Annotated in this window: 23 protein-coding genes and 1 tRNA gene; 11 read left to right on the plus strand and 13 right to left on the minus strand. The window is 73.8% G+C overall.

The genetic code is table 11. From position 1 onward, the window contains the following. Positions 1–188: 188 nt before the first annotated feature. Positions 189–1,163: an acyl-ACP desaturase gene (locus ACFY7E_RS21260; RefSeq protein WP_389487034.1), complete on the plus strand. Its 975-nt coding sequence runs from the start codon at positions 189–191 to the stop codon at positions 1,161–1,163. A gap of 57 nt (positions 1,164–1,220) precedes the next feature. Here the strand turns inward: ACFY7E_RS21260 and ACFY7E_RS21265 are convergent, their stop codons facing one another. Beyond that, a complete protein-coding gene (locus tag ACFY7E_RS21265) occupies positions 1,221–1,478 on the minus strand; it encodes a WhiB family transcriptional regulator (RefSeq protein WP_389487036.1) in 258 nt (85 codons plus the stop codon). A gap of 260 nt (positions 1,479–1,738) precedes the next feature. Between ACFY7E_RS21265 and ACFY7E_RS21270 the strand changes: the two genes are divergently transcribed. The 3 genes from ACFY7E_RS21270 to ACFY7E_RS21280 all read left to right on the plus strand — a co-directional run bounded on the left by ACFY7E_RS21270 (position 1,739) and on the right by ACFY7E_RS21280 (position 4,417). Next, the gene (locus ACFY7E_RS21270; protein WP_389487038.1) at positions 1,739–2,578 is read left to right on the plus strand and encodes a hypothetical protein; all 840 of its coding nucleotides are present in this window, start codon (positions 1,739–1,741) and stop codon (positions 2,576–2,578) included. Positions 2,579–2,889: 311 nt separating this feature from the next. Continuing rightward, positions 2,890–3,681 carry an IclR family transcriptional regulator gene (locus tag ACFY7E_RS21275; protein ID WP_389487040.1) on the plus strand — a complete coding sequence of 264 codons (792 nt, stop codon included), beginning with the start codon at positions 2,890–2,892 and terminating at the stop codon, positions 3,679–3,681. Between the two features lie 70 nt (positions 3,682–3,751). Next, on the plus strand, positions 3,752–4,417 hold the full coding sequence (locus tag ACFY7E_RS21280; protein WP_389487042.1) for a TetR/AcrR family transcriptional regulator: 666 nt from the start codon (positions 3,752–3,754) through the stop codon (positions 4,415–4,417). Positions 4,418–4,450: 33 nt separating this feature from the next. On the opposite strand, the gene ACFY7E_RS21285 is transcribed toward ACFY7E_RS21280, so the two are convergent. After that, the gene (locus ACFY7E_RS21285) at positions 4,451–5,335 is read right to left on the minus strand and encodes an alpha/beta hydrolase (protein WP_389487044.1); all 885 of its coding nucleotides are present in this window, start codon (positions 5,333–5,335) and stop codon (positions 4,451–4,453) included. A 557-nt stretch (positions 5,336–5,892) separates the two neighbouring features. Here ACFY7E_RS21285 and ACFY7E_RS21290 point away from each other — a divergent pair. Both ACFY7E_RS21290 and ACFY7E_RS21295 read left to right on the plus strand, forming a co-directional pair. Next, positions 5,893–6,087: a hypothetical protein gene (locus tag ACFY7E_RS21290; protein WP_383441390.1), complete on the plus strand. Its 195-nt coding sequence runs from the start codon at positions 5,893–5,895 to the stop codon at positions 6,085–6,087. Positions 6,088–6,202: 115 nt separating this feature from the next. Further along, positions 6,203–8,296, plus strand: coding sequence for an MDR family MFS transporter (locus ACFY7E_RS21295; RefSeq protein WP_389487046.1), 2,094 nt, complete (start codon positions 6,203–6,205; stop codon positions 8,294–8,296). 77 nt (positions 8,297–8,373) lie between these two features. Here the strand turns inward: ACFY7E_RS21295 and ACFY7E_RS21300 are convergent, their stop codons facing one another. Further along, positions 8,374–8,823, minus strand: a complete 450-nt coding sequence (locus tag ACFY7E_RS21300; RefSeq protein WP_389487048.1) for a YchJ family protein — start codon at positions 8,821–8,823, stop codon at positions 8,374–8,376. 89 nt (positions 8,824–8,912) lie between these two features. Here ACFY7E_RS21300 and ACFY7E_RS21305 point away from each other — a divergent pair, with 89 nt between their 5' ends. Then, positions 8,913–10,274: a 6-phospho-beta-glucosidase gene (locus tag ACFY7E_RS21305; RefSeq protein ID WP_389487050.1), complete on the plus strand. Its 1,362-nt coding sequence runs from the start codon at positions 8,913–8,915 to the stop codon at positions 10,272–10,274. 100 nt (positions 10,275–10,374) lie between these two features. Here the strand turns inward: ACFY7E_RS21305 and ACFY7E_RS21310 are convergent, their stop codons facing one another. From ACFY7E_RS21310 to ACFY7E_RS21320, 3 genes are read right to left on the minus strand one after another with little or no spacing between them, the layout of a single operon-like run. Next, positions 10,375–11,193, minus strand: a complete 819-nt coding sequence (locus tag ACFY7E_RS21310; protein ID WP_389487052.1) for an SAM-dependent methyltransferase — start codon at positions 11,191–11,193, stop codon at positions 10,375–10,377. A gap of 43 nt (positions 11,194–11,236) precedes the next feature. After that, entirely contained in the window at positions 11,237–11,503 is a 267-nt protein-coding gene (locus tag ACFY7E_RS21315; protein WP_383441360.1) for a DUF397 domain-containing protein, read from the minus strand. Continuing rightward, on the minus strand, positions 11,504–12,379 hold the full coding sequence (locus ACFY7E_RS21320) for a helix-turn-helix transcriptional regulator (RefSeq protein ID WP_389487054.1): 876 nt from the start codon (positions 12,377–12,379) through the stop codon (positions 11,504–11,506). Positions 12,380–12,643: 264 nt separating this feature from the next. On the opposite strand from ACFY7E_RS21320, the gene ACFY7E_RS21325 reads away from it, so the two are divergent. From ACFY7E_RS21325 to ACFY7E_RS21335, 3 genes are all read left to right on the plus strand, one after another. Beyond that, a complete protein-coding gene (locus ACFY7E_RS21325) occupies positions 12,644–13,081 on the plus strand; it encodes an ATP-binding protein (protein WP_389487056.1) in 438 nt (145 codons plus the stop codon). Between the two features lie 77 nt (positions 13,082–13,158). Beyond that, positions 13,159–13,611 carry a hypothetical protein gene (locus tag ACFY7E_RS21330; protein ID WP_389487324.1) on the plus strand — a complete coding sequence of 151 codons (453 nt, stop codon included), beginning with the start codon at positions 13,159–13,161 and terminating at the stop codon, positions 13,609–13,611. A gap of 35 nt (positions 13,612–13,646) precedes the next feature. Further along, positions 13,647–14,357 carry a class I SAM-dependent DNA methyltransferase gene (locus tag ACFY7E_RS21335; protein ID WP_389487058.1) on the plus strand — a complete coding sequence of 237 codons (711 nt, stop codon included), beginning with the start codon at positions 13,647–13,649 and terminating at the stop codon, positions 14,355–14,357. A gap of 67 nt (positions 14,358–14,424) precedes the next feature. Here ACFY7E_RS21335 and ACFY7E_RS21340 read toward each other — a convergent pair. The 7 genes from ACFY7E_RS21340 to ACFY7E_RS21370 all read right to left on the minus strand — a co-directional run bounded on the left by ACFY7E_RS21340 (position 14,425) and on the right by ACFY7E_RS21370 (position 19,656). Beyond that, a tRNA-Leu gene (locus tag ACFY7E_RS21340) sits at positions 14,425–14,509 on the minus strand. 323 nt (positions 14,510–14,832) lie between these two features. Further along, entirely contained in the window at positions 14,833–15,489 is a 657-nt protein-coding gene (locus ACFY7E_RS21345; RefSeq protein WP_389487060.1) for a class F sortase, read from the minus strand. A 103-nt stretch (positions 15,490–15,592) separates the two neighbouring features. Then, positions 15,593–16,267 carry a hypothetical protein gene (locus ACFY7E_RS21350; protein WP_389487062.1) on the minus strand — a complete coding sequence of 225 codons (675 nt, stop codon included), beginning with the start codon at positions 16,265–16,267 and terminating at the stop codon, positions 15,593–15,595. 157 nt (positions 16,268–16,424) lie between these two features. After that, positions 16,425–17,393, minus strand: a complete 969-nt coding sequence (locus tag ACFY7E_RS21355) for a beta-ketoacyl-ACP synthase III (RefSeq protein WP_389487064.1) — start codon at positions 17,391–17,393, stop codon at positions 16,425–16,427. Between the two features lie 237 nt (positions 17,394–17,630). Then, positions 17,631–18,014 (minus strand): (2Fe-2S) ferredoxin domain-containing protein, encoded by a 384-nt coding sequence (locus ACFY7E_RS21360; RefSeq protein WP_389487066.1) that lies wholly within the window; start codon positions 18,012–18,014, stop codon positions 17,631–17,633. Beyond that, entirely contained in the window at positions 18,011–18,532 is a 522-nt protein-coding gene (locus tag ACFY7E_RS21365) for an isochorismatase family protein (RefSeq protein ID WP_389487068.1), read from the minus strand. The genes ACFY7E_RS21360 and ACFY7E_RS21365 overlap by 4 nt, the downstream gene beginning before the upstream one ends. An 83-nt stretch (positions 18,533–18,615) precedes the next feature. Then, positions 18,616–19,656 carry a bile acid:sodium symporter family protein gene (locus tag ACFY7E_RS21370; RefSeq protein WP_389487070.1) on the minus strand — a complete coding sequence of 347 codons (1,041 nt, stop codon included), beginning with the start codon at positions 19,654–19,656 and terminating at the stop codon, positions 18,616–18,618. Between the two features lie 159 nt (positions 19,657–19,815). Here ACFY7E_RS21370 and ACFY7E_RS21375 point away from each other — a divergent pair, with 159 nt between their 5' ends. Further along, on the plus strand, positions 19,816–20,682 hold the full coding sequence (locus ACFY7E_RS21375) for a LysR substrate-binding domain-containing protein (protein ID WP_389487072.1): 867 nt from the start codon (positions 19,816–19,818) through the stop codon (positions 20,680–20,682). Positions 20,683–20,708: the final 26 nt, after the last annotated feature.

Here is a 20,708-nt window from a genome sequence, read left to right on the forward strand (position 1 = left end):
TGCCGCACCTGACGTGACCTGCGTCTCCGACGCCTCACCCGAGCAGGGAGCATAACGGAACGTAACCGGACAACGCCGGGGACGGGGTTGGTGGACGCCTTACGGAGCCTTAACCTACGGTTTCGTAACCTACGAAGGCGTAGGTACATCCGTACGCCTTTCCGTCCCCTCCGTCCCCAGGAGTTCCCTTGACGCTCACCTCTCCCCACCTCGGCAGCTCGGCAGAGTGGACCGACGCGCGGCTCCTCCACGCCCTGGAAGAGGTCGTGGAGAAGGAGCTCAACCGGCACCTGAAGGTCACCAAGGACTGGATGCCGCACGAGTACGTGCCCTGGTCCGACGGCCGGAACTTCCCGGGCTTCTTCGAGGACGGCGAGGCCTGGGACCCGCAGCAGTCGAAGGTGACCGAGATCGGCCGGATCGCGCTCGTGGTCAACCTGCTCACCGAGGACAACCTGCCGAGCTACCACCACGAGATCGCCAGCCTCTTCGGCCGCGACGGCGCCTGGGGCACCTGGGTGCACCGCTGGACCGCCGAGGAGGGCCGGCACGGCATCGTGATGCGCGACTACCTGCTCGCCTCGCGCGCCGTCGACCCGGACAAGCTGGAGCAGTTCCGGATGGCGCACATGAGCGAGGGCTTCGAGTCCGACAACCGGCACTCGATGCTGCACTCCGTGGCGTACGTCGCCTTCCAGGAGCTCGCCACCCGCATCTCGCACCGCAACACCGGCCACCAGTCCGGCGACCCGGTCTGCGACCGGATGCTCGCCCGCATCGCCACCGACGAGAACCTGCACATGGTCTTCTACCGCAACCTCCTGGGCGCGGCCTTCGAACTCGCCCCGGACCTGACCATGCAGGCCGTGCGGGACGTCGTGATCAACTTCCGGATGCCCGGACACGGCATGCCCGGCTTCGAGCGGGCGGCGGCGCAGATGGCGATCGGCGAGATCTACAACATGCGCATCCACCACGACGACGTGCTCCAGCCCGTGCTGCGCTTCCTCAAGGTGCTCCAGATCGACGGCCTGGGGCCGGAGGGCCTGCGCGCCCAGGAGGAGCTGGGCCTGTACATGAACGGCCTGGACGGCGAGGCGAGCAAGTTCGACGAGAAGCTCGCGGCCCGCAAGGCCCGGCTCGCGGCCCGCGCGGCGGGCTGACGGCGGACCCGGCCGGCCGAGCCGCCGCGCGGCGGGCGGACGGTCCGCCGCGCGCGCTCAGGCCCGGTCGCGCTTCAGCCGGAACCGCTCCTTCTCCGAGAGCCCGCCCCACACGCCGAACCGCTCGTCGTGCGCGAGGGCGTACTCCAGGCAGGCCACCCGCCCCTCGCAGGCCCCGCAGAGCTGCTTCGCCTCGCGGGTGGAGGAGCCGGGGGCCGGGAAGAAGAACTCCGGGCCGGCCTGGGCGCACAGCGCGTTCTCCTGCCAGGTCATGTCGGGCTCCGGTGCGGTCAGTACGCTCGTGTGGGTCTGCATGCCGTACACGGTGCCGGAGCGTCGTAAACGAGCCATCAACGTTCGATCAATGCGGCGCGCCGAAAGGGTTCGTCAGGTGTCCCCGCAGGAGCGAGGATCACCGCATGACGACCAGAGAGGGCCATGCCGCGTAGGGCCTGTCCGACCCTGATCCACCGGACAGGCCCTAGGCCGCCCGCTCCGCTCTCCCGCGCTCGCGCGCCACCGGACCCCGCTCCCCCGCAGCGCCCGACCCCGCGACCGCCCATCGAGGAGAGCCCGTGCACGAGATCGCCCTCGTCCCCCACGCCCGTCTGCCCCGCGCGTACCACGACCGCCACGTCCTGGGCAGTACCGTCGACGCCTCCGGCGCCGCCTACTGGCTGCTCGCCGAGCGTGCCCCGGGGCGAGGGGCCGGCGCCGAACCCTACGACGCCCTGGTCGTGTCCGTGACCGACGGGGCCGTCGAGACCACGGAACTGAGCGGCGTACGAGCCCGGTGGCCCGAGCTGGACCGGCTGCCGGACGGCAGGTTCGTCGTCGCCTCCGCACGCTGCGACGGGGACGACGGAAGTCAGGTGCAGGTCTTCGACGGGCTCGGCCGTGAGTACGGGGCCTTCTCCGTCGGGGACGCGATCCAGCACCTGCTCGTGGACGAGGCCGGTGACCTCTGGGTCGGGCACTTCGACGAGAACCCCCTGGGCATCCGCCGCTGGAGCGCGACGGGGGAGCTCCTGTGGGCCTCCGAGGACGATCCCGGCGCCGGGTGGATCCTGGACTGCTACGCCCTGAACGTGTCCGGCACCGCCGTCTGGGCCTGTCCGTACGTCGACTTCCCGCTCCTCGAGATCAGGCCCGGCCAGGACGTGAGGAGACGGACCGGCATCGTCGGGGGAGCCGACTCCCTGGCCGTCCACGGGGAGCGGGTCGCCTTCCTGGACCACGGCCGGATCGTCCACGGGGGGATGACGGGGAGTTCCGTGGAACGGAGGGACGTCGCCCTGCTCACGCGCCCGGAGGGCGGCCCCGTCGGCCGCCGCCGGGTCGCCTCCCGGGGAAGCAGGATCTACGTCGGATACGGCCCCCTCGTCGAGTGGGGCGTGTTCGACCTCGGCGGATGACGCCCGTGGACGCGGGCCGGGTCGGTGCGGTGGGGTGCGGTGCGGTGGCGGCGGGTGAGCCCGAGCGGCACGGGGGCCGACGCGCGTGCGTCGCGTCGTACGGCGTCCGTTCGTCACGGATCCCGCTCCCTCCTGCTCGGCGCCGCGGCTGCGGGTGTCGGCCGGAACCTTGCCACGGAGCCCCTCCCCAACCTGCTTCCCACCACGTGGGATTGCTTGTGAACGGAGTGTTTCCGACCTTGCCGGACCGCTGATTCGGCTCCCGCCATGTGGGAGCGTGGGAGCCCGATCACCCAGGGGGAGCGAACCCTATGACGACCGAGGCCGGCATCGTCCGACCCCCGGCGGGCGCCCAGGCGGTCCGCCGCGCACTGGACGTGCTGCACTGCTTCCACGACAACGGGCCCGATCTGAGCGCCTCCGACCTCGCGCGACGGCTCGGGCTCTCCACCTCCACGGCGCACCGGCTCGCCCGGACGCTGCTCGGCGCGGGCTTCCTCGAACAGGACGCCGGGACGGCCCGCTACCGGCTCGGCCCGGCGATGACGGAGCTGGGCCGCCTCTCGTACCACCAGCGGGGGCTGCACCTGGCCGCGCCCGAGCTGTCCGACCTCGCCGAACGGACGGGCGCGACGGCCGACTTGGCGCTGCGCAGCGGTCCGCACGTCGTGGTCGTGGCGGGCGGTTCGGTGACCCCGAAGGCGGGTCTGCGCAGGCCGCTGCACTCGACGGCGCCCGGGAAGGTGCTCCTCGCGTGGCCGAGGGCGGGCGGGGTCGGGCCGCGTTCCCTGCCGCCGCTGTACGCGTCCACCGAGCGGACCGCCGTCGAACCGGCCGTGCTCGCGGCCGAGTTGGAGCGCGTACGGGAGGCGGGGTACGCGCTCGACGACGGCGAGTCGGCCCACGGGGTCCGGACCGTGGCCGTGCCGGTCCTGGAGCGTGCGGGTCACGCGCGGTTCGCGCTCGCGCTCCGGGGAGCCCCCGCGCTGATCACGGACGAGCGGCTCGACCGGTACCTGGCGCAGGCGCGGGCGACGGCGCGCGCCCTGGAGGTGCTGCTGCTCGCCCCGGCGGAGCGGCGCGGCCTCGACGAAGGAGCGTGAGGGACGGGACGGGGCGGGCCGGGGCGGTGACGAGAAGCCCGCACGGTCGTGCGTTCAGTACGATGGAGGCATGAGCGGCAGCACCGGCGGTACGGGGACGAAGACGGACGGGCGCGTCGAGCGCGGCAACCAGACCCGGCGCCTCGTGCTCGGCCGGACGATGGACATCGCCTCGGTCGAGGGCCTCGACGGTCTGTCCCTGGGCCGGATCGCGACCGAGCTGAAGCTGAGCAAGAGCGGTGTCTTCGCCCTCTTCGGCTCCAAGGAGGAGCTCCAGCTCGCCACCGTCAGGGCCGCCGTCTCCGTCTTCTCCCACCGGGTCGTCACCCCCCTGCGGGACGTGCCGCCGGGGATCGTGCGGGTGCGCGAGCTGTGCGGGAACTGGCTCGCCTACTCCTCGGAGCGGGTCTTCGCGGGCGGCTGCTTCTTCTACGCGGTCTCCGCCGAGTTCGACGCCCGTACGGGTCCGGTTCACGACGCCGTCGCCGGGGCCCGCCACGACTGGGCCGCGTACGTGGAGCGGACGCTGTCGGAGGCGTGCGCCACCGGGGAACTCGTGGCGGACCTGGACGCGGAGCAGGTGGCCTTCGAGGTGATCGCCCTGATGGAGGCGGCCAACGCGCACTCGGTGCTGTTCGACGACCCCCGGGCGTACGACCGCGCCGAGCGGGGGATCACGGCGCGGCTGCGCGCCGTGGCCACGGACCGGGGCCGGGAGGCCCTGGACGCCGCGTAGCCCCCCCGGAACCCGACCACCGGTCCGACCGGCTCAGCCGGTCGCCACCCGCTCCCCCGGCGCCTCGGCCACCGGTGCCGTCACGAACTCCACGGCCTCGGCGACGACGTCCGGGTCCTTCAGGATGCGCCGATGGCCGAGGCCCCGGGTGACGACGAGCCGGGCGCGGTCGCCGTGGGCGCGCACGAGCCGGCGCGACTGGGAGGGGGACACCATGTCGTCCTCCTCGTCGTGGAGGAGCAGGACGGGCGCGCCGAGCGTTCCGGGCTCGCGGTCGGCCTCCAGCTGGTGCCAGAGGCCGGGCTCGCCGGGTGCGAGCCGGCGCTCGACGTGGTCGCGCAGGGCCCGGACCACCCGCTCGTCCACACCGAGGCGGCTCCGGAAGCCCGCCGTGAGGTACGTGAAGGAGCCGACCGGGCCGATACCGACGAAGCGGGCCGTGCGCACGCCGTCCCGCAGGGCGAAGAGGGAGGCGAGGGCGCCGAAGGAGTGGGCGACGACGGCGTCGAAGTCGCCGTGCCGGGCGTGCAGCCGCCGGATGATCTCCCGGTACTCGACGACGTTCGACGCCCGGCCCGGGGAGTCGCCGTGGCCGGGCGCGTCGAAGGCGACCGGGCTGTAGCCGCGCGCGACCAGCGCCTCCGCGAAGGCGGCGAGACGGGAGGCGCGCGAGGACCAGCCGTGGACGAGCAGGACGGGCCGCCGGCCGTCGCCCCAGGTGTAGGTGACGACGTCCTTGCCCCGGACGTGGAGGCGCCCGACGCGGGCGGCGGCCATGACCGCCAGTTCCTCGGGCTTCGGCCGGGCCCGGCCGAGCGGGCGGACGAAGAGGTGGAAGGCCAGACGACCGGCCGGGCCGGGGGCGACGCGGGCGGTGGCGTTCAGGAAGGTGCGGACGAGCGGAGCCATCGGATGCATGCCGGATCTCCTCGGTGACCTGGGCATGAAAAAATGCTAGCACGACCGTTCGTGTTGTTTCATGGGCGTGTTGTTCCGTGGCTGCGGTGTTCCACGGACCGGAGAACGGACGGAAGAAGGGGACGGGGAGCGGGGGCGCGAGCACATACCCCACCCACTGCGAAAGAGTCCGGGCCGACGAGTGAGATCCTTCACATTGCGCCGGGAGTCGATCAACCTCCTCGCGCCTCTCCCGGCCCCCGCGTCCGGCGCACACGCCGCCGATACGCAGAGAAGGTGCGCAAACCGCCGTCGGCCACGGGCCCCCGCACCTGCGGGAACGCCCCGTGGAAGATCGTCCCCCGCGGCCGGTCCGCTCCCCCGCCGCCGGCACGCCCCGCCGGCGCCGCTCCCGGCCGTCGCGGTCCTGCGACGACTCCGTGCCCGAACCCCCGATGCCATCCGGTACGTATGGGGGAGAGACTCTTCCGTACGCTTCCCGGACCCACTAGGACTGACCCGTGATCACCTCGCCCTCGCGCCTCGTCCCCGTTCCGATCCCCGACCGCGTGGCCGCGATGATCGGCGCCTGTCTGCCGCTGCACGTCCTCCAGGCCGAGGTCGACGCGGACTCCGCGGCGCGCGAGGTGTACCGGTTCCGGGGGCCGCTCTGCGCGGAGGACCGGGCGGACCGCGAGCACGCCCTCGCGGCGCTCGCGCGGGCCAACAAGATCCTCGCCAAGCACCACCCCGAGCTGCCCGTCACCCCCTGACGGAGCCCCGAGGGGCCCTAGGGGCCCGGGGGGCCCCGGCCGGTCCGTGACGGGGCGACACCTGTCCGGCCGTCCCCCGCATGCGTGGGGGCGGGGCCGGTGTGACGCTGCGAGGGTGACCACGACCAGCGACGCAGCGCCCGCGCCCCCGGCCGCCACCGAACCGCCCGTGCTCGACGGACGCCGCCGCAACATCGTCTTCGGCACGATCATGCTGGGCGTCCTCCTCGCCGCTCTCGACCAGACGATCGTCGGCACCGCCCTGCCCACGATCGTCGCGGACCTGGGCGGCGCCGCCCACATGTCGTGGGTGGTCACCTCGTACCTGCTCGCCGAGACCGTCGCGACCGTCCTCGTCGGCAAGTTCGGCGACCTCTTCGGCCGCAAGGTGATCTTCCAGGTCTCCGCCGTCGTCTTCATCACCGGCTCGTTCCTCTGCGGACTCGCCACCAACATGACGCTCCTCATCGTCTGGCGCGGCCTCCAGGGCATCGGCGCCGGCGGTCTGATGGTCACCTCGATGGCGCTCATCGCGGACGTGATCCCGCTGCGCGAACGCGGCAAGTACCAGGGCGCGATCGGGGCCGTGTTCGGCGTCTCCACCGTCATCGGACCGCTGCTCGGCGGCCTGTTCACCGATCATCTCAGCTGGCGCTGGGCGTTCTACGTCAACGTCCCCGTCGCGATCCTGGTCGTGGTCGCCGCCGCCCGTACGATCCCCTCCGTCCGCTCGGCGAGCAAGCCGGTCATCGACTACGCCGGGATCGCGCTCGTCGCCGCCGGCTCCAGCGCCCTGATCCTGGCCACGAGCTGGGGCGGGAACGAGTACGCCTGGGGCTCCGGCGTCATCGTCGGGCTCTTCGCGGGCGGGATCGTCGCCCTGGCCCTGTTCTGCCTGGTGGAGACCCGGGCGGCCGAACCGATGCTGCCCATGCGCCTCTTCGGGAACCCCGTCTTCACGGTCTGCTCCGTGCTCAGCTTCGTGGTCGGCTTCGCCATGCTCGGCGCGATGACCTTCCTGCCGACCTACCTCCAGTACGTCGACGGGGACTCGGCGACCGTCTCCGGCATCCGCACCCTGCCCATGGTCGTCGGTCTGCTCATCGCGTCGGTCTTCAGCGGCAACGTGGTCAGCAAGACCGGCCACTACCGGGTCTTCCCCATCGCCGGCTGCCTGGTGATGGGCGTCGGGCTCTATCTGCTCTCGCTGATGGAGCCGGGGACGAGCACCTGGCTCGCGTCCCTCTACATGTTCGTCCTCGGCGTCGGCATCGGCCTGTGCATGCAGGTCCTGACCATCGTCGTGCAGAACACCGTCGACTACGCCGACCTGGGCACCGCCACCTCGGGCGTCACCTTCTTCCGTACGCTCGGCAGCTCCTTCGGCACGGCGGTCTTCGGCACGATCTACGCCAACTCGCTGGGCCCCCACCTCGCGGCCGGGGTCGGACAGGCCTCCGCCGTCGCCGGAGGCCTCGGGCTCGATCCGGCCGCCGTCGGGCGGGCCGCGCAGAGCCCGGCCGGGGTGCACGGCCTGCCGGACGCGGTCGCGGAGCCGATCGTGGACGCCTATGCCGACACCCTCCACACCGTCTTCCTGTGGACCGTGCCCGTCGCCGCCGTCGGCTTCCTCGTGGCGCTCTTCCTCAAGCAGGTGAAGCTGCGGGACTCGGCGCGCGCCGCCGCCCCCGACATGGGCGAGGGCTTCGCCTCCCCCACCACGTCCGGCGACTCGGCCAAGCTCCTCGAACTGTCCGTCGGGCGGATCCTGCGCCGCACCGGCCCGGACGCGGTCCGGCGGATCGTCGACGCGTCCGACACCCGGCTCGACCCGGCGGGCGCGTGGGCGGTGATGCAGGTCGAGCTGTTCACCCGGACCGTCGGGCACGCGAGCCTCGGCCTGGTCGCGGCCGGGCGGCGGGTGCCGCCCGAGGTGCTCCTGCCGGTCTTCGACCGGATGATCGAGGAGGGCTTCCTCACCCGCGACGGCAATCTGTTCTCCCACACCCCGGCGGGGAAGCGGGAGGCGGACGTCATCACGCACGCGTGGGGGTCCTGGCTCGCCGACCGCGTCGAGCGGGAGCGCGGCCGGCCCAGCGGACCCGAGCTGCGGGTGGCGACGGACGCCATCGCGAAGAAGATCGTCGCGGAGGACCTGGCGAGCGGCATCCCGCGCTCGGGGTCGCGCGTGGTGGCGGGGGCCCGCTGAGGCCCGCCGGGCACGGGGGGCCCGCCGGGCACGGGGCCGCGCGGTGTCCGCCCGGCGAGCGGTCGCCCGGTGGCCGGCTACTCGGCGACGTCCCCGTCCACGTACACCCACGCCCCCTCGTGACGGGCGAAACGGCTGCGCTCGCTCAGCGCGCCCGGCTCGCCGCCGTGGACGTAGCGGGCCGTGAAGGCGACGGTGCCGTGCCGGTGGAAGGCGGTGCCCTCGGTGGTCCCCTCGACGTCCAGACCGGTCCAGCGGAGCCCGGGGTCGAAGTCGACCTCGCCCGGCCGTGTCTCCGGTGCCCAGGTGCGCAGCAGATAGGCCTCGTCGCGGACGACGAAGGCGCTGTAGCGGGAGCGCATCAGGAGCTCGGCGGTGGGCGCCGTGCCGCCCGTACCCGTGTGGAAGCGGCCGCAGCACGCGCCGTACGCGGCGCCGAGGCCGCAGGGGCAGGGCGTCTCCGGGGTGACGGCGGGGGCGGTGGGAGCGGCCGGGGCGGTGCGGGGGCGGACCTTGCGTCGGGACATGGCGCCATTGTCCCCCGGCCGCCGTCCCCGCCCGCTCCCCGGCCCGTGTGCGGAGGCTTCCGGCGGGAGCGCCCGAGTAGCGTACGGGCATGAAACTGACGATTCTCGGAGGCGGCGGATTCCGGGTGCCGCTGGTGTACGGCGCCCTGCTCGGCGACCACGCCGAGGGGCGGGTCACCCGGGTCACCCTCCACGACCTCGACGAGGGGCGGCTCTCCGCCGTCGCCCGGGTCCTCGCGGACCAGGCCGAGGGGGTGCCGGACGCGCCGGAGGTGACGGCGACGACGGACCTGGACGAGGCGCTGCGCGGGGCGGACTTCGTGTTCTCGGCGATCCGGGTCGGCGGTCTGGAGGGCAGGGCGGCGGACGAGCGGATCGCGCTGGCCGAAGGGGTGCTCGGGCAGGAGACGGTGGGGGCGGGCGGGATCGCGTACGGTCTGCGGACCGTGCCCGTCGCGACGCACATCGCCCGGCGGGTCGCGGAACTCGCCCCGGACGCCTGGGTCATCAACTTCACCAACCCGGCGGGCCTGGTCACGGAGGCGATGTCCCGGGTCCTCGGCGACCGGGTCGTCGGCATCTGCGACTCCCCCGTGGGCCTGGGCCGGCGGGTCGCCCGGATCCTGGGCGCGGACCCGGACGAGGCCTGGATCGACTACGTGGGCCTCAACCACCTGGGCTGGCTGCGGGGGCTGCGGATCGGCGGCCGGGACGAGCTGCCGCGGCTGCTCGCCGACGAGGAGGCGCTCGGCTCCTTCGAGGAGGGGAGGCTCTTCGGCCCGGAGTGGCTGCGCTCGCTCGGCGCGGTTCCCAACGAGTACCTGCACTACTACTACTTCAACCGGGAGGCGGTGCACGCCTACCGGACCGCCGAACGGACGCGCGGCGCGTACCTGCGCGACCAGCAGGGCGCCTTCTACGAGGAGATGGGCAAGCCGGACACGCCCGCCCTGGCCGCCTGGCACCGCACGCTCGCGGACCGGGAGGCCACCTACATGGCCGCCAACCGGGAGGCCGCCGGGGTCGGGGAGCGCGACGAGGAGGACCTGGAGTCGGGCGGCTACGAGAAGGTGGCGCTGGCCCTCATGCGGGCGGTCGCGCGCGACGAGCGGACGACGCTGATCCTCGACGTGCGCAACGGCACGACGCTCTCCGCGCTCGACGCGGACGCGGTGATCGAGGTGCCCTGCCTGGTCGACGCGAACGGCGCCCGGCCGGTGGCGGTGGCCCCGCTGCCGTACCACGCCGTCGGTCTGGTGACGTCCGTGAAGGCGGTGGAGCGGGAGGTGCTCGCGGCGGCGGAGAGCGGCTCCTGGGAGACGGCGGTCAAGGCCTTCGCGCTGCACCCGCTGGTGGACTCGGTCGCGGTGGCCCGCCGGCTCGTGGAGGGGTACACGGCGGCGCACCCGGGGCTCGCGTACCTGCGGCGCCGGACCGGCCGTACCGCGTGAGCGGTGCCGGGCCGCCGCCACCGGAGGGCGGACACGGGTCGGCCCCGTGGACCGGTGGGGTCCGCGGGGCCGCCGTTCGCGCCGTTCGTGAGGCGTCGGGTCAGGGCTTGCGGGCCACGCCGGCCCAGCCCGGGATGGGCTCGTCGCCCTGGACGGGGACGGGCTCGCCCAGCTCCGGGTGCCATTCGGCGGTGAGCGCGACGCCCGGCTCGACGAACTCCAGGCCGTCGAAGAACGCGGCCAGCTCGTCGCGCGAGCGGGGCCGCAGGGTCAGCCCGCGCGCCTTGTACAGGGCGGCCGCCTGCGCCGCTCCCTCGGGGTTGAAGTCCCCGGTGACGTGGGAGAGGACGAGGTAGCTGCCCGGCGCGAGCTTGTCGACGAGCTTGGAGACCAGGTCGTACGCGCCGTCCCCGTCCCCGACGAAGTGCAGCAGGGCGAGCATCGACAGGGCGATGGGTCGGTCGAAGTCAAGGACCTTCCCGGCCCTTTCGAGGATGAGGTCGGGCTCGCGGGCGTCCGCCTGGATGTACTCGGTGGCCCCCTGGGGGGTCGAGCGCAGCAGGGCGGCCGCGTGCGCGAGCACGATCGGGTCGTTGTCGCAGTAGACGACGCGGGACTCCGGCGCGGCCTCCTGCGCGATCTGGTGCAGGTTGGGCTCGGTCGGGATGCCCGTGCCGATGTCCAGGTACTGGCGGACGCCGTGGGCGCTGAGCCAGCGGATGGCGCGGTGCATGAAGGCCCGGTTGACGCGGGCCATGTCCCGGCCCCGGGCGTCGACGGTGAGGAGCTGACGGGCCATCGCCTCGTCGACCGGGTAGTTGTCCTTGCCGCCCAGGAACCAGTCGTACATGCGTGCCGGATGCGGCTTGCTGGTGTCGATGCGTATCTCGGTCCGCGGGACTGCGGGGTCCTGGGTCATCGGCTCTCCTGGTCGGGATGAACGAGTGGCGCTACAGCAAGAGTTACGCGACGGTAGGGGCGGGAAGGAAGGGCTGGGCGAGCAGAAAGTCGGCCTGACCGGATTTCGCTCCCCGGATGAAGGCCTCGATCTCTCCGTGGGTGTAGATGAGCGCCGGTCCCTCAGGGTCTGCGGACTGTCGCACGGCGACCCTGCCGTCGGCCAGTCTCATGGCCTCCACGCAGTTGCCCCCGTTCCCGCCGCTCCAGGGCTTGTGCCATCCCTCGGCACCGAGCTCCGCGGCGGGCATGCCGTTGTATATGCGATCCATTCACAGCTCCTTGCGGAGATTCCGGAGAATCTCCTTCGTGCGTTGTGCAGTCGCGGCCTGAGCCGCCATGCGGTCCATGACCTCGAGGTGGGACGCCACCTCGGGACGCGCGTCGAGGTAGACGGCGCCGGTCAGGTACTCGCTGTAGACCATGTCCGGGAGTTCGGGCACGGCGAAGCGGAAGAGGACGAACGGTCCGTAGGTGCCGGGGTGGTGGCCGGACGCGAACTCCGCGATCTGCAGGGTGACGTTCGGCAGCTCGGACGCTTCGAGCAGCCGGTCGAGCTGGTCGCGCATCACCTCGGGCCCGTCACCGACCGGTCGGCGGAACACCGTCTCGTCCATGATCACCCAGAACTTGGGGGCGTCGTCCCTCAGCAGCAGGGACTGGCGCTCCATCCGCAGGGCCACATGCCGCTCGGTGTCCTCTTCCCCGACGGCGTCGCTGCCGCCTCCGACCGCCCCGCTGCGCAGAATGGCACGGGCGTACTCCGCGGTCTGGAGCAGACCGGGGACGAACTGGGGCTCGTACGCCCGGATGAGGCTCGCGGCCCCCTCCAGGCTGACGTACATGGAGAACCAGCCGGGCAGCACGTCGTGGAACCGCTGCCACCAGCCGGGAAGGTTGGCCTCCTCGGTGAGGGCGACGAAGCCCTCGGCCTCGGAGTCCGTGATCCCGTACTCCTTGAGCAGGAGCTGGACGTAGGGGATCTTCAGCGCGACCTCGGCGGTCTCCATCCGCCGGACGGTGGCCGGGGCCACCCGGAGGATCTTCGCGGCCTCTTCCCGCTTCATGCCGGCCCGCTCGCGCAGGTCCTGCAACCGCTTTCCGAGGACGACCTGTCCCACCGTGGGGGCGGACCGCGGCTCGCTCACTCCCAGACCTCCCCGACGCGCTGTTTTCGACGAGTGTGCCACGAAGCCGGGCAGGAGAGAACACGGCACTCTGCAATTTTCAGAGTGCCACTTGCCAAGTGTCCGAGGCAGGAGGACAGTGGTCCGGTGAACCAGTACACGCTGCCGTCGTGCGCCCCCGCGCCCCGGCGCCGGCGCCGTACGGCAAGTCCTGCCTACTGTTGTGAGGAACCGGTCGTGGCTTCTGGTAACGCGCAGCCTTCAGGTCTCATGAGTCCCCGCGTCATGGCCCAGCGCCCACAGCCCCAGACCGATACCGGCGCCGTGCGGCGCTTCGCCTTCGAGCTCCCGGCCCTCACGGCATCGGTCTCGCGGGCCCGGCGCCTCGCGGAGGAACGGCTCATCATCTGGGGCTGCGGCCCCGGGATACGCGACACCGTCTCCCTGATCGTCTCGGAGCTGGTCACCAACGCCGTCGTGCACACCGCCAGCGGCCGGTTCGTCTGCGAGCTCCGCGAGGGCGAGGAGAAGCTGCGGATAGCGGTGCGGGACGAGGGCGGCCCGGCGGGGCCGCGGATCCGCGACTGCGGCGAGGACGAGCGCGGCCGGGGACTGATCATCGTCGACGCGCTGTGCAGCGCCTGGGGCGCCGAGCGCACCGGCCACGGCACGTCGCAGACCGTCTGGGCCGAGCTGGACCACGGCACGGGGGAAGCGTGCTGAGGTCGATGGCGGACCGCATGCTGCCGCGGGCCCGCCGCCACTCCGGGCTCGGCCTGGTCCCGGCCGCCGGCCGCCCCCTGGAACTCCGGCTCGAACGGGACGGCCGCCGCGCCCCGGACGCCCCCTCCCGCGGGGTCCCGGCGGACCCCGCCCGCTCCCGCCGGCCGGACGCCACCACCCGGCTCGCCGTCCCCGCCGACCTGCGCCCCGGACTCGGCCGCGACGCCGTCGGGGTCCCGGCCCGCTTCGGCTTCAAGATCCTCTCCCGGCTGCCCGCCAACGGCTGCGTCTACGCCGACGCCGACTGGTGGTGGTGGCTCGTCCCGGCCGGCTCCGACCTGGACCTGGTCTGGCCGCTGCCCGCCTGCTACGCCCCGGGCGCGGTCATCCCGGACCGCCGGCCCCGGCTGATCCACCACCCCGACGGCACCTCGCCCTATACGCCGCCGATCCCCCTGTACCTGCTGACCTGCCAGCTGACGGGCATCGCCCCGGCCTGGTCGGCGGCCTCGGTGCGCAGCGCGCTCTGACGCGCACGGGCCGTGAAGCCATAGGGTCGGGGGTCATGTTCACTCCGCAGGGCCCCACTCTCCGCGAACTGACCGTCCAGGCGCTCTCCTCGGTCGAGCACGGCTACGACCTGCTCGCGGGCAAGTTCGACGCGACCCCCTTCCGCACCTCCGACCGGCTCCTGGACGCGGTGGCCCGCACCCTGGAACCCCTGGGCCCGTTCGACTCCGGCCTCGACGTCTGCTGCGGCACCGGCGCGGGACTCGGCGTCCTCCGCGCGGTCGGCGCGGGCCGGGTGACGGGGGTCGACTTCAGTACGGGCATGCTGGCCGAGGCCCGCCGCGCCCATCCCGACGCCGACCTGGTCCGCGCCGACGCCCTGGACCTGCCCTTCGGACCCGTCTTCGACCTGGCGGTGAGCTTCGGCGCCTTCGGCCACTTCCTGCCGGAGGAGCAGCGCGTCCTCTTCGGCCGGGTCCACGCCTCCCTCCGCCCGGGCGGGGTCTTCGCCTTCCCCCTTCCGGCCCCGCCGCGCGTCGGCTCGCGCCCCTACTGGACCCTGTGGGGCTTCGACACGGCGATGCGGGTCAGGAACGCCCTCCGGCGCCCGCCCTTCGTCATGTACTACCGCACCTTCCGCCTCGCGGACGTCCGCGCCCGGCTGGAGGCGGCCGGCTTCGACGTCACCCACCTCCCGGTCGAGCCCCTGGGCCGCCGGAAGGACGGCAGCCCGGTGTGCCGACTGGTGGTGGCGCGGAAAAGCTGAGGGGCCGGGGCACGGCCGCATACGAGAAGTGCCGGTCGATGCGAGATCGACCGGCACTTCTTCCGTGTGTCCGAGGGGGGACTTGAACCCCCACGCCCGATAAAGGGCACTAGCACCTCAAGCTAGCGCGTCTGCCATTCCGCCACCCGGACCGGGTGTTTGTCGTTCCGGGGTTTCCCCCGCGGCGACAGAGATAACTCTACCAGGGGTTTCAGGCGTCTTTCACCAGCGTTTTCCGTGGTCAGTGGGGTGTGGCGGCCCCGTCGACCCCGCTCCGGTCCGAGTTGTCCGGACATGCGCGCGGTGGGTGCTTCCGCCCGTACGGAGAGTGGTACGGGGATGTGGGAGCCCGACGCCCCCCGACGCCGGCTCCGTGGGAGCCACCTTGGCGACCGTCCGCGGTCCAGGCCAATGCCGCGGGGGCAGTCCGTCAGGTCGGTCCGGGCGCTCCTTGCGAGGGCGACGGCGACCGGGGTCAGCGGACTCCGGTCAGACGGGCCGAGACCACCACGTTGTCCTCGTAGCCGCCCTTCTCCGTGAAGGCGCCGCCGCAGGTGATCAGGCGCAGCTCGGGCCGGCCGGAGTCGGCGTAGACCCGCCGGGCGGGGAAGCCCTCCTTGGGGACGGCCTCGACCCCGTACACGGTGAAGACGGCGGTCCTGCCGTCGCGGCGGAGGACCTCGACGCGGCTGCCCCTGCCGACGGCGCCGAGGTCGTAGAAGACGGCCGGTCCCGCCGGGGTGTCGACGTGGCCGACGACGACGGCGGTGCCGCGCTCGCCGGGGGTGACCGCCCCGGTGAACCAGCCCGCGAGCCGGTCGTCCTCCGGCGGCGGGGCCTCGATCCAGCCGTCGGCGTCGAGGCCGACCCGCGTGACGGGCGCGTCGACGCGGACGGCCGGGACGCGGACGCGGACCGGGGGCGAGGCGGGCAGCGGGCCGGGTACGGACGCGGGGGCGAGGACGGCGGCTTCGGCGCGGGCGGCGCCGGGGGCGGCCGCGGCCGGGGGCTGCGGCGGTCCCGCCGCCCGCAGCTCCTCCGCACCGCCGCGCACGAGGTGCACCCCCACGAGGAGGACGACCGCGACGACGCCCCAGGCGCCGTGCCGGCCCGTACCGTCCGCTCGCCCCACGTCCGTTCTCCTCCACGACGGTCGCGCATGGCGCCCCTCCGCCCCGGTCCTCGTCACACCGGGGCGGAGGGGCCGTTCGGGCCCCCTTCTTCGGTACCGGCCGTCAGAGGCGGCCGTCGGCGGGGCGGCGGCGGGTCAGGACGACGGCGGAGCCGAGCGCGCCGACGATGAGCAGGACGCCCGTCACCACCTCGGCCGTGCCGAGCCCGCCGGTCTCCGCGCCGGAGGCGGCGGTCCCGTAACCGGCCTTCACGCCCTTCTGGGCGCCGGTGTGGGTGTCGGGGTGGGTATTGCCGCCGGAGTCGTGCCCGCCGGTGCCTCCGGCCTCGGTGGGGTCGACGGGTTCGACGGGTTCGACGGGTTCGACGGGTTCGACGGGTTCGACGGGAAGAGCGGGGTCGGCGGGGTCGGCGTCGTGTTGCCGGGTGCCGCCCCCGGCGACGGTCAGGGTGGTGGTGCCGCGTTCGCCCTTGCAGTCGAAGGTGATCTCGTACTGGGCGCCCGCCCTGGCCCCGGCGTCCACGGTCGCGGTGCCCGGGCGGCCCTCTTCGAGGGTCACGGTGTCGAACACGCCGGAGGTGACCGTCACGGACGGCTCCTCGCACCCCTCGGACGTGAGGGTGACGGTGCCGCCGGGGGCCACCGTCGCCGGGGTGGCGGAGAAGCCGAACGACGTGATGGTGCCGTCGTCCTCGACCGCCAGGGCCGCCGGGCCCGCCGTCATCACGGCGGCGGCGCCGAGCAGGGCGGCGGAAGCGGCACCACGTATCGCACGCATGACGTTCCTCCAGATCGCGGGAGGGCCCGGACGCGGAGCGGTTCCGCCTCCGGAAACACGACCCTCACCGCGTTCGAAGCTAGGTCCGCCTCCGGCCCGCCGCCACCGGGCTCCGCCGAACGGGGCACGCGCCCCGGAGCGCCGTTCGCGGGATCCGCTACGGGACCCGGATCACCTGGCCCGCGTACGAGAGGTTGCCGCCGAAGCCGAAGAGCAGGACCGGGGCCCCGGAGGGCAGCTCGCCGCGCTCGACCAGCTTGGACAGGGCCAGCGGGATGGAGGCGGCGGAGGTGTTGCCGGAGTCGACGACGTCCCGGGCCACGACCGCGTTGACGGCGCCGATCTTCGCGGCGAGCGGCTCGATGATGCGCAGGTTGGCCTGGTGCAGGACCACGCCCGCGAGCTCCTCGGGGGTGACGCCGGAGCGCTCGCAGGTCTTGCGGGCGAGGGCGGGGAGCTGCTGGGTGGCCCAGCGGTAGACGCTCTGGCCCTCCTGGGCGAAGCGGGGCGGGGTGCCCTCGATGCGGACGGCGTGGCCCATCTCCGGGACCGAGCCCCACAGGACGGGGCCGATGCCCGTGGCGGGCCCGTCCTCGTCCCCGCCGTCGGTGGGCTCGACGGCCTCGACGATCGCGGCGCCCGCGCCGTCGCCGACGAGGACGCAGGTGGTGCGGTCCGCCCAGTCGGTCACCTCGGTCATCTTGTCGGCGCCGATCACCAGGACGCGGCGGGCGCCGCCCGCCCGTACGGCGTGGTCGGCGGTGGCCAGGGCGTGGGTGAAGCCGGCGCAGACCACGTTGAGGTCGAGGGTGGCGGGCCCGGTCATGCCGAGGCGGGCGGCGACGCGGGCGGCCGTGTTCGGCGAGCGGTCGATCGCGGTGGAGGTGGCGACGAGGACCATGTCGACGTCGTCGGGGACGAGGCCGGCGGCGGCCAGGGCCTTGCCCGCGGCGTGCGCGGCGAGTTCGTCCACGGGCTCGTCGGGACCCGCGACGTGCCGGGTGCGGATGCCGACCCGGCTGGTGATCCACGCGTCGTCGGTGTCGACGAGTTCGGCGAGGTCGTGGTTGGTCAGCACCTTGGCGGGCTGGTAGTGCCCGAGCGCGGCAATGCGAGTGCCCGTCATGCTCAGGGTCCCCCTAGGTGGTTCGTTCGTCCGGCAGGACCACCCAGTCTTGCCAGCGACTGACGGGTAACCGGTGGCGTGAACCACCAACGTTCACCCGTACCGCTTGGCCGACCGTGACAAGGGCCCGTGGGGGGCACGGCTCGCGTCGCACCGCGCCCCCCACGGGTTTCCGTACGGGTTCCGTACGGGTTCCGTACGGGTTCCGTACGGGTTCCGCACGGGCCCGGGCGCGGCTCAGTTCTTCGGCGGGTCGACCAGGTGGAGGGCCAGGGTCGCCGGGAGCGGGGCGATGCCGGGGCCGCCGGCCTCCGCCCAGGCGAGGATGTCGTCGAGGCAGTCGTCGTCCAGGGTGAAGCCGACCCACGCGGCCCGTCCGCCGCGCCGCCGGCCCTCGGTGGAGGGCTGCACCACGACGATGTTGGCCTGGGCGCAGGGACCGAGGCAGTCGCTGGTGCGGACGGCCAGCCGGCCGCCGGAGGCCGCGGCGGCCTCGCGGAGTCGGGCGAGCTGGGCCTCGTGGTCGGTGCCGGGGTTCTTGCGGGCGTCGCCGCAGCAGCAGCCCCGGCAGACGACGAGGGAGCAGGGGCGGGCTCCGTACCGTATCGGCACCGGGGTCACTCCGGGCCGTCCAGGGTGATCGCGGCGACGGGGGCGACCGTGCCGAGGCGGGGGAAGTCGAGGGCGACGGAGGCGCGGTGCTCGTCGGCGGTGAGGGCGGACATGGCGTCCTCGGCGAAGACGAGGTCGTAGCCGAGGTCGCAGGCGGCGCGGGCGGTGGACTCGACGCCGAGGTTGGTGGCGATGCCGCCCAGGACGAGGGTGGTGGCGCCGAGGCCGGAGAGCAGTTCGTGGAGGCCGGTGTCCTGGAAGCCGCCGATGGTGCGCTTGACGACGACCGGGTCGCCGTCCCGGACGAGGTCGGGGACGAGTTCGCTGCCGGGTGGCTGGGCGGCGGTGTTCGGGCGCTCGACGCGGAGGTGGACGACGGGCGCGCCGGCGTCCCGGAACGTGTCGGCGAGCCGGGCGGAGGCGGCGAGGACGTCGCTGCCGGGGCGGGGGGCGAGGGGCAGTGCGACGATGCGCTCCATGAGGTCGACGAGGACGAGCGCGGTGCGGCCGGGATCGAGTGCGGGCATGGAAGCACCGTAGCGTCCCCGATGATCACCGGGGACGGCTCGGGGGTGTGATCCGGCCCCGGCCCCGGTCGGCCGGACGGGCCCTACGGGACCCGCTCGGCGGGGAGGGGGCGGACGGGGGGCTCCGGGGTGGCCGCCTCCCCGTCCCGGGCGCGGCGTTTCGCGACGACCGCGCAGACCATCAGCTGCATCTGGTGGAAGAGCATCAGCGGGAGGACGGCCAGGGAGGCCTGGGGGCCGAAGAGGACGCTGGCCATCGGGAGTCCGGCCGCCAGGCTCTTCTTCGAGCCGGCGAACTGGATCGCGATCCGGTCGGCCCGGTCGAAGCCGAGGCGCCCGGCCCCGTACCAGGTCGCCGTCAGCATCACCGCGAGCAGGACGGCCTCGACGGCGAGCAGCAGGCCGAGCCGGGCGGGGGTCACCAGGTGCCAGACGCCGGCGACCACGCCCTGGCTGAAGGCGGTGTAGACGACGAGCAGGATCGAGCACCGGTCCACGTGTCCGAGGACCTTCTTGCGGCGGACCAGGAAGCCGCCGACCCGGCGGCGCAGGAACTGGCCCGCGAGGAACGGCACGAGGAGCTGGAGGACGATCCTCAGGATCCCGTCGGCGGAGAGGCCGCCCGTACCGCCGCCGAGGAGCGCCGCCGCGAGCAGCGGCGTCAGGACGATGCCGGCGAGCGAGGAGAACGAGCCGGCGCAGATCGCGGCGGGCACGTTGCCGCGGGCGATGGAGGTGAAGGCGATGGAGGACTGGATGGTGGACGGCACCAGGCAGAGGAAGAGCAGCCCGCTGTAGAGCTGGGGCGTGAGCACGGCGGGGACGAGTCCGCGCGCGGCGAGGCCGAGGAGCGGGAAGAGCAGGAAGGTGCAGCCGAGGACGGTGAGGTGGAGCCGCCAGTGCCTCAGGCCGTCGAGGGCCTCGCGGGTGGAGAGCCGGGCCCCGTAGAGGAAGAAGAGGAGGGCCACGGCCCCGGTCGAGGCCCCTTCCACGACGGTCGCGGCGGTCCCGGAGGCGGGCAGGAGCGCGGCGAGGACGACCGTGCCGAGCAGCGCCAGGACGTACCCGTCGACGGGCGGCCGGGAGAGGAGGCGGAGGGCGCGGCCGGTGGTACGGGGGGTCATGGGCTCCACTGTCTGTGCGCTGCGGCGGACGGGGCGCGGGTACGCGTGCGGATGCGGGCGCGTACGCGTACGGGCGCGTCCATCCTGCTCCACGGCCCGGTGATCGGGAATCCCGTACAGCGCTCTGACTGTCATCGCGCATCGCGATAACCTCGGCCCGTGTACGAGCCCACCCAGCTGCGCACCTTCCTCGCCGTGGCCCAGACGCTGAGCTTCACGCGGGCCGCGGACCGGCTCGGGCTGCGCCAGTCGACCGTCAGCCAGCACGTGCGGCGCCTGGAGTCGGCGACCGGGCGGCCGCTCTTCACCCGGGACACGCACCGCGTGGAGCTGACCGAGGACGGCGAGGCGATGCTCGGCTTCGCGCGGACGATCCTCCAGGCGCACGAGCGGGCGGCGGCGTTCTTCGGCGGGACGCGGCTGCGCGGGCGGCTGCGGTTCGGGGCGTCGGAGGACTTCGTGACGACCCGGCTGCCGGAGATCCTGGAGTCCTTCCGGCGCGCGCACCCCGAGGTCGACCTGGAGCTGACGGTCGGGCTCTCGGGGACGCTCCAGGCCCGGCTGGCGGCCGGCCGGCTCGATCTGATCCTGGCCAAGCGGCGGGGCACGGAGAGCGGGGGCCGGCTGGTCTGGGAGGACTCCCTGGTCTGGATCGGCTCGCCGGGGCTGCGGCTCGAACCGGACCGGCCGGTGCCGCTCATCCTGTACCCGCCGCCGGGGATCACCCGGGCGCGCGCCCTGGAGGCCCTGGAGGCGCAGGGCCGGGCGTGGCGGATCGCCTGTACGAGTTCCAGTCTGAGCGCGAACGTGGCGGCGGCCCGGGCGGGGCTCGGGGTGATGGCGCACACCCGCGGCCTGGTGCCGCCGGGGCTCGTGCCGGTGCCGGCCCGGGCGGGTCTCCCGGACCTCGGCGAGGTGGGCTTCGTGCTGCGGAAGGGGCGCCGGGGCGGGGAGACGCAGGAGGCGGCCGACGCGCTCGCGGAGGCGATCCTGGCGGGCGGCGACCGGCTGCACCGCCCCCGCTGACGGTGCCGCCGGTTCCGTGCGGGCGC

Origin of the sequence: Streptomyces sp. NPDC012825 (assembly GCF_042900925.1) — a bacterium.
In the GTDB taxonomy this organism is placed as follows: Bacteria; Actinomycetota; Actinomycetes; order Streptomycetales; family Streptomycetaceae; genus Streptomyces.